This is a genomic window from Hydrogenophaga sp. (assembly GCF_051007235.1).
In the GTDB taxonomy this organism is placed as follows: Bacteria; Pseudomonadota; Gammaproteobacteria; order Burkholderiales; family Burkholderiaceae_C; genus Hydrogenophaga.
In genome coordinates, this window is record NZ_JBPCSJ010000436.1 from 1 (window position 1) to 6,630 (window position 6,630).

A 6,630-nucleotide genomic window follows, 5' to 3' on the forward strand; every position below is an offset into this window, starting at 1 on the left:
AGCATCCAGGACAGCTCGCGCCGCGTCGCCGAGATCCTGGGCACGGTGGAGGGCATCGCGTTCCAGACCAACATCCTCGCGCTCAACGCCGCGGTGGAGGCGGCGCGCGCCGGCGAACAGGGCCGTGGCTTTGCCGTCGTGGCGGCCGAGGTGCGTAACCTCGCCCAGCGCAGCGCGGATGCGTCCAAGGACATCCGCGGCCTGATCTCGGGCAGTGTCGACCGGGTCGATCAGGGCTCAGCCCTCGTCGAACAGGCACGCAGCGCGATGGACGAGGTGGTGACCGACACCCTGCGGGTGATGGAGGCCATGTCCGACGTCGCCTCGACCAGTTCCGAGCAGGGCCGTGCGATCTCTGAGGTGGCCCAATCGATCCAGCAGATGGACCAGGTGACACAGCAGAACGCCGCCCTGGTGCAGGAAAGCGCGGCAGCGTCCGCCCATTTGCGCCAGCAGGCCCTGGCACTGACCAGCGCCGTGGCGCGCTTCGATCTCGGCGCGGTCAGAGACTGAAGTCGTACTCGATGGTGATCGGGGCGTGGTCGCTGAACTTCTCGCCCTTGTAGATCGCTTCGCTGCGCGCCGCTTCGGCAATCGCGGGCGTGGCCAAGTGGTAGTCCAGCCGCCACCCCACGTTGTTGGCGTAGGCCTGGCCGCGGTTGCTCCACCACGTGTAACAGGTCTCGGTGGTGTCGGGCTGCAGCCGGCGATACACGTCGACCAGGCCACCGTCGCTCAGCAGCTTGGTCATCCAGGCGCGCTCCTCGGGCAGGAAGCCGCTGTTCTTCTGGTTGCTGCGCCAGTTCTTCAGGTCGGCGTTCTGGTGCGCGATGTTCACGTCGCTGCAGATGACGAAGTCGCGCTGGGCTTTGAGCGCCATCAGGTGCGGGTAGAACACGTCCAGAAAGCGGTACTTGGCTTCCTGCCGCTCGGGGCCAGACGACCCGCTGGGGCAGTACACGCTGATGATGGAGCGTTTGGCTTTGGGCGTGTCAAAGCGCAGTTCCAAGTAGCGGCCCTCGGCGTCGAACTCGCCGCCGTCAAAGCCCACCACCACGTCGCTGGGCTCGTGGCGGGTGTAGACCGCCACGCCGGAATAACCCTTTTTCTCGGCGAAGTGGAAATGTCCCTGCAGACCGGCCAGCTGCTCGAAGCGGCCGCTCACATCGGGCGCCTGGGCCTTGACTTCCTGCACACAAATACAATCGGGCGCATGCGATGCCAGCCAGGCTTCCAGCCCTTTGCTGGTGGCCGAGCGGATGCCGTTGAGGTTGAGGCTGGTCAGTTTGAACAAGGAATTCCCCATGTCGTTGGATGCAGGCCCGGCCGTTGCCGGGGCGGATGCTGGTGGTGCGCTGGCGCAGGACTTCGTGCAGTTCTGCGTGGACTCGGGCGTGCTGCGCTTTGGCGAGTTCAAGACCAAGGCCGGGCGCCTCTCGCCCTACTTTTTCAACGCCGGCCTGTTCGACGACGGTGCCAAGCTCGGGCGGCTCGCGCAATTCTATGCACAGGCCCTGGTGGCCAGCGGCATTGAATTCGACATGATTTTTGGCCCCGCCTACAAGGGCATCCCGCTGGGTGCGGCGGTCGCCATCGAACTGGCCCGCCTGGGCCGCAACGTGCCCTTTGCCTACAACCGCAAGGAAGCCAAGGACCACGGCGAGGGCGGTTCGCTGGTCGGTGCGCCGCTCAAGGGCCGCGTCCTGATCGTGGACGACGTGATGAGCGCCGGCACCGCCGCGCGCGAGTCGATCGCCCTGATCCAGGCCGCGGGCGCCACGCCGCACGCGGTGGCGATCGCGCTGGACCGTCAGGAAAAAGCCACTGAAGTGGGCCCGGACGGCACCGTGCGTGACGTGGACCACAGCGCTGTGCAGTACGTGCGCGGCCAGCTCGGCTTGCAGGTCTGCGCCATTGCGACGCTGGCCGATTTGCTGCAGTATCTGTCGCTCCACACGGGAGCCGACCTGAACCAGCACCGCGACCGCGTGCTGGCCTACCGCGAACGCTACGGCGTTGCCTGATGAATCCCCTGCCGCTTTTTCGCCTGCCCGCGCGCGCTGCGCTGCATCCCCTGACCGTTGCCCTGGGCCTGTGCCTGCTGGCCGGCACGGCCGCGGCCCAGAACAACACGGGGGGCATCTACAGCTGCACCGACAGCAAGGGCCGGCGCCTGACGTCGGACCGCCCCATTCCCGAATGCCTGGACCGCGAACAGCGGGAGCTGGGCAAGACCGGCATCGTCAAACGCGTGGTGCCCCCCAGCTACACCGCTGAGGAACGCGCCCGGCTGGACGCCCAGCGCAAGGCCGAAGAGCTGCAGCTGGCGCGGGTGGCCGAAGAAAAACGCCGCGACCGCGCCCTGCTGGTGCGCTACCCCAACCAGGCCATGCACGACAAGGAGCGGACCGACGCGCTGCTGCAGATCGACGAAGTGGTCGGCGCGGTGAACAAGCGCCAGGAAGCGCTGGCGCGCCAGCGCAAGGAGATCGACGTCGAACTGGAGTTCTACCAGGGCGACGTCAACAAGGCCCCGTCGTGGCTCAAGCGCAAGCTCGAAGACAACGAACAGCAGGTGCAGATCCAGAAGCGCTTCCTGGCCGAGCAGGCGCAGGAGAAGCAGCGCATCAACGGCCGCTTCGACGAGGAACTGGCGAAGCTCAAGCAGCTCTGGGCCACCGGCGTCAAACCCTGAACCCGGCCCGCCAGACAAAAGGCCCGCAACGGCGGGCCTTTTTGCATGGGGACAGGGTGCTCAGCCCTGCAGCTTCTGGCGCAGCAGGTCGTTGGCCTGCTGCGGGTTGGCCTTGCCCTTGCTGGCCTTCATGACCAGGCCCACCAAGGCGTTGAAGGCCTTGTCCTTGCCAGCGCGGAACTGCTCGACCATGGGCGCGTTGGCGGTCATCACCTCGTCGATGATCTTCTCCAGCGCGCCGGAGTCGTTCATTTGCTTGAGGCCTTTGGATTCGATGATGGCGTCCACATCCTGACCGTCGCCAGCCCACAGCGCGTCCATCACCTGCTTGGCGGCGTTGTTCGATACCGTGCCGTCGGCGATGCGCTTCAGAAGCGCCGCCAGCGTGTCGGCGCTCACCGGCACCTGCGCGATGTCTTTCTCTTCGTTGTTCAAGCGGCGCGAAACCTCGCCCATGATCCAGTTGCTGGCCATCTTGGCCTGGCCGCTGGCCTTGGCCGCCGTCTCGAAGTAGGCCGCCATCGCCGGGCTCTGGGTCAGCGTGGTCGCGTCGTACTCGGGCAGACCGTAGGCCTGCACCAGCCGCTCGGCCATCTGGCGCGGCAGCTCGGGCATGCCAGCCTTCACTTCATCGACCCACGAGCGCGCAATCACCAGCGGCGGCAGATCCGGGTCGGGGAAGTAGCGGTAGTCGGCCGCGTCTTCCTTGGTGCGCATGGCGCGGGTTTCGCCGGTGTCGGGATCGAACAGCACCGTGGCCTGCTGGATCTCGAAGCCGTCTTCGATCTGCTCGATCTGCCAGCGGATCTCGTAGTCGATCGCCTGCTGCATGAACTTGAACGAGTTCAGGTTCTTGATCTCGCGGCGTGTACCCAGCGGCGCGCCCGGCTTGCGCACCGACACGTTGGCATCGCAACGGAACGAGCCTTCCTGCATGTTGCCGTCGCAGACCCCGATCCAGGTCACGATCTTGTGCAGCTCTTTGGCATAGGCCACGGCCTCGGCGCTGGAACGCATGTCGGGCTCGGTCACGATCTCCAGCAGCGGCGTGCCGGCGCGGTTGAGGTCGATGCCGCTCTGGCCGATGAAGTCCTCGTGCAGAGACTTGCCCGCGTCTTCTTCCAAATGGGCACGGACGAGACGAACAGTCTTCTTCTCATCACCCAAAAAGAACGACACCTCACCACCCTGCACCACCGGGATCTCGAACTGGCTGATCTGGTAGCCCTTGGGCAGGTCGGGGTAGAAGTAGTTCTTGCGAGCGAACACGCTTTGCTCGGCGATGTGCGAGCCCAGCGCCAGACCGAGCCGGATGGCATGCGCCACCGCTTCACGGTTCATCACCGGCAGCGTGCCCGGCAGGGCTAGGTCCACCGCGCAGGCCTGGGTGTTGGGCTCGGCGCCGAAGGCGGTGGGCGCGCGGCTGAAGATCTTGCTCTTCGTCGCCAGCTGGGCGTGCGTCTCGAAGCCGATCACGACTTCATAGCCTTGCACCAGCAGGGAAGCTTGTTTTTTCTCGCTCATGTTCAGAAGCCCTCCGGCGTCTTCGTGTGCCAGTCTGTCGCGCGCTGGAACGCATCGGCCGTCTGCAGCAGTTCGGCCTCGCGGAAGTAATTGCCGATCAGCTGCAGGCCCACGGGCAAGTGACCCGCGCCGAAACCGGCCGGCACGCTCATGCCGGGCAGGCCGGCGAGCGAGCCGGGCAGCGAGAAGATGTCGGCCAGGTAGTTGGCGACGGGGTCGTCGCTCATCTCGCCGATCTTCCAGGCGGTGGTAGGCGCGGCGGGGCCGGCGATCACGTCGCACTGCGTGAAGGCTTGCTGGAAGTCCTGCGCGATCAGGCGGCGGATCTGCTGCGCCTTGAGGTAATACGCATCGTAGTAGCCGTGGCTCAACACGTAGGTGCCGATCATGATGCGGCGCTGTACCTCGGGGCCGAAGCCCTCGCTGCGCGACTTCTTGTACATGTCGGTCAGGTCGTCGAACTGTGCGGCGCGGTGGCCAAACTTCACGCCGTCGAAACGGCTGAGGTTGGACGAGGCCTCGGCCGGGGCGATGATGTAGTAGACCGGGATGGACAGCTGGGTGCGCGGCAGCGAGATGTCGACCAGCGTGGCGCCGAGCTTCTGGTATTCGCTCAGCGCGGCGCGCACGGCGGCGATCACATCGGGCGCGCAGCCTTCGCCGAAGAACTCCTTGGGCAGACCGATGCGAAGGCCCTTGAGCGGCTGTGCGGCGGTCGCGCCTTCGCGGGGCTGACCCAGCAAACGTGTGTAGTCCTCGGCCGGGTGGTCCAGGCTGGTGGAGTCGCGGTCGATGTCCGGACCGGCCATGGCCGTCAGCAGCGTGGCGCAGTCGGCGGCGCTGCGCGCCATGGGGCCGGCCTGGTCCAGGCTGGAGGCGAAGGCCACCATGCCGTAGCGCGAGCAGCGGCCGTAGGTGGGCTTGATACCGGTGACGTTGCAGAAGCTGGCGGGCTGGCGGATGGAGCCGCCGGTGTCGGTGCCGGTGACGGCCGGCGCCAGGCGCGCGGCCACGGCCACGGCCGAGCCGCCCGACGAACCGCCGGGCACGCGCTCGGTGTCCCAGGGGTTGCGGGCCACGCCGTAAGCGGAGTTTTCATTGCTGCCGCCCATGGCGAACTCGTCGCAGTTGAGCTTGCCCAGGGTCACCGCACCGGCTTTGGCCAGGTTCGCCACCACGGTGGCGTCGAACGGACTTTTGTAACCCTCCAGCATCTTGCTGCCGGCGGTGGTCGGGAAACCTTGGGTGACGAAGATGTCCTTGTGCGCCAGCGGCACACCCAGCAGCGGGCCGCGCTCGCCGGCCGCGATGCGGGCATCGGCGGCTTGGGCCTGCGCCAGCGTCAGGTCTTCGTTGAACGCCAGGTAGGCGCCCAGGTTCTGGTGCTGCTTCGCGCGCGCCAGCAGGGCCTGTGCGGCTTCGACGGAGGAGGTTTTCTTGTCGGCGATGGCGGCGGCCAGTTCGGCCACGCCCATCTGGTGGAGGTCGTTCAAGCTCATTCGATCACCTTGGGCACGAGGAACAGGCCGCGCTCGACGGCGGGCGCGCTTTGCTGGTTGGCCTCGCGGTTGTTGGGTTCGCTGGCCACGTCCGGGCGCAGGCGCAGGCTGACGTGGTCGATCACGGCCGTGGGGTGGGCCAGCGGCTCGACGCCGGTGGTGTCCACCGCGTTCATCTGCTCAACGATGTCGAAAAAGCCGTTGAGCTGGCCCAGCATGCGCTCGCTCTGGGTACTGCTCAGTTCCAGGCGCGCCAGGTTGGCGATGCGCCCGATGTCGGACAGGGTCAGGGACATGGGGAAGAGTCGGTTCGGGGTAAGAAGAAAGAAAACAGCCCAACAGCGGAAAAACTCCACTGAAACGGGGTGTAAGCGAGCGAAAAGCCCCGCGAAGCGTGCAGTTGTACACAGGGGATACGGTATTATCCAAGGTTTGGCGGCGCGGCCCATGCGCAACCGGTTTTTGCCGCCGAATCAAAGACTTAAGGCACACACCGCCCACCCCCAGACCCCGGCGATGGCCGCCCGAAGCGGCGCCCATGCCCCACAGGATTCCTGCACCATGTTTGAAGCATTTCGTCGCCAGTTCTCGACCGATCTGGCGATCGACCTTGGCACCGCCAACACCCTGATCTACGTCCGCGGCAAGGGCATCGTGCTCGACGAGCCCTCGGTGGTCTCGATCCGCCACGAAGGCGGCCCCCAGGGCAAGAAGACCATCCAGGCCGTGGGCAAGGAAGCCAAGGCCATGCTGGGCAAGGTGCCCGGCAACATCGAAGCGATCCGCCCGATGAAAGACGGCGTGATCGCCGACTTCACCGTCACCGAGCAGATGCTCAAGCAGTTCATCAAGATGGTGCACCCGCGCTCGATGTTCAAGCCGAGCCCGCGCATCATCATCTGCGTGCCCTGC

Annotated in this window: 8 protein-coding genes; 4 read left to right on the forward strand and 4 right to left on the reverse strand. The window is 66.2% G+C overall.

Translation table 11 applies throughout. From position 1 onward, the window contains the following. Nucleotides 1-513: methyl-accepting chemotaxis protein (locus ACR2JA_RS15585; protein ID WP_434009992.1), on the forward strand; the 513-nt coding region annotated here is incomplete at its 5' end. Here ACR2JA_RS15585 and ACR2JA_RS15590 read toward each other — a convergent pair. Further along, the gene (locus ACR2JA_RS15590; RefSeq protein WP_434009993.1) at nucleotides 503-1,306 is read right to left on the reverse strand and encodes an exodeoxyribonuclease III; all 804 of its coding nucleotides are present in this window, start codon (nucleotides 1,304-1,306) and stop codon (nucleotides 503-505) included. The two genes, ACR2JA_RS15585 and ACR2JA_RS15590, sit on opposite strands and share 11 nt — an antisense overlap. On the opposite strand from ACR2JA_RS15590, the gene pyrE reads away from it, so the two are divergent. Together pyrE and ACR2JA_RS15600 are read left to right on the forward strand one after the other, a co-directional pair. After that, nucleotides 1,305-2,024: an orotate phosphoribosyltransferase gene (pyrE, locus tag ACR2JA_RS15595; RefSeq protein WP_434009994.1), complete on the forward strand. Its 720-nt coding sequence runs from the start codon at nucleotides 1,305-1,307 to the stop codon at nucleotides 2,022-2,024. The genes ACR2JA_RS15590 and pyrE overlap by 2 nt on opposite strands. Beyond that, on the forward strand, nucleotides 2,024-2,695 hold the full coding sequence (locus tag ACR2JA_RS15600) for a DUF4124 domain-containing protein (RefSeq protein WP_434009995.1): 672 nt from the start codon (nucleotides 2,024-2,026) through the stop codon (nucleotides 2,693-2,695). Before pyrE ends, ACR2JA_RS15600 begins: the two co-directional genes overlap by 1 nt. Before the next feature lie 60 nt (nucleotides 2,696-2,755). Here the strand turns inward: ACR2JA_RS15600 and gatB are convergent, their stop codons facing one another. The 3 genes from gatB to gatC are packed head-to-tail and all read right to left on the reverse strand — an operon-like array spanning nucleotide 2,756 to nucleotide 6,014. Further along, nucleotides 2,756-4,219 carry an Asp-tRNA(Asn)/Glu-tRNA(Gln) amidotransferase subunit GatB gene (gene gatB / locus ACR2JA_RS15605; protein WP_434009996.1) on the reverse strand — a complete coding sequence of 488 codons (1,464 nt, stop codon included), beginning with the start codon at nucleotides 4,217-4,219 and terminating at the stop codon, nucleotides 2,756-2,758. A 2-nt stretch (nucleotides 4,220-4,221) separates the two neighbouring features. Further along, complete coding sequence (gene gatA, locus ACR2JA_RS15610; protein ID WP_434009997.1) at nucleotides 4,222-5,718, reverse strand: Asp-tRNA(Asn)/Glu-tRNA(Gln) amidotransferase subunit GatA; 1,497 nt, start codon at nucleotides 5,716-5,718, stop codon at nucleotides 4,222-4,224. Then, nucleotides 5,715-6,014: an Asp-tRNA(Asn)/Glu-tRNA(Gln) amidotransferase subunit GatC gene (gene gatC, locus ACR2JA_RS15615; RefSeq protein WP_434009998.1), complete on the reverse strand. Its 300-nt coding sequence runs from the start codon at nucleotides 6,012-6,014 to the stop codon at nucleotides 5,715-5,717. Before gatC ends, gatA begins: the two co-directional genes overlap by 4 nt. Before the next feature lie 265 nt (nucleotides 6,015-6,279). Here gatC and ACR2JA_RS15620 point away from each other — a divergent pair. Continuing rightward, on the forward strand, nucleotides 6,280-6,630 hold a 351-nt coding region (locus ACR2JA_RS15620; protein WP_434009999.1), incomplete at its 3' end, for a rod shape-determining protein.

Coding starts and splice junctions, on each gene's coding strand:
- pyrE (WP_434009994.1), top strand. CDS start 1,305: ATGTCGTTGGATGCAGGCCCGGCCGTTGCCGGGGCGGATGCTGGTGGT.
- ACR2JA_RS15590 (WP_434009993.1), bottom strand. CDS start 1,306: ATGGGGAATTCCTTGTTCAAACTGACCAGCCTCAACCTCAACGGCATC.
- ACR2JA_RS15600 (WP_434009995.1), top strand. CDS start 2,024: ATGAATCCCCTGCCGCTTTTTCGCCTGCCCGCGCGCGCTGCGCTGCAT.
- gatB (WP_434009996.1), bottom strand. CDS start 4,219: ATGAGCGAGAAAAAACAAGCTTCCCTGCTGGTGCAAGGCTATGAAGTC.
- gatA (WP_434009997.1), bottom strand. CDS start 5,718: ATGAGCTTGAACGACCTCCACCAGATGGGCGTGGCCGAACTGGCCGCC.
- gatC (WP_434009998.1), bottom strand. CDS start 6,014: ATGTCCCTGACCCTGTCCGACATCGGGCGCATCGCCAACCTGGCGCGC.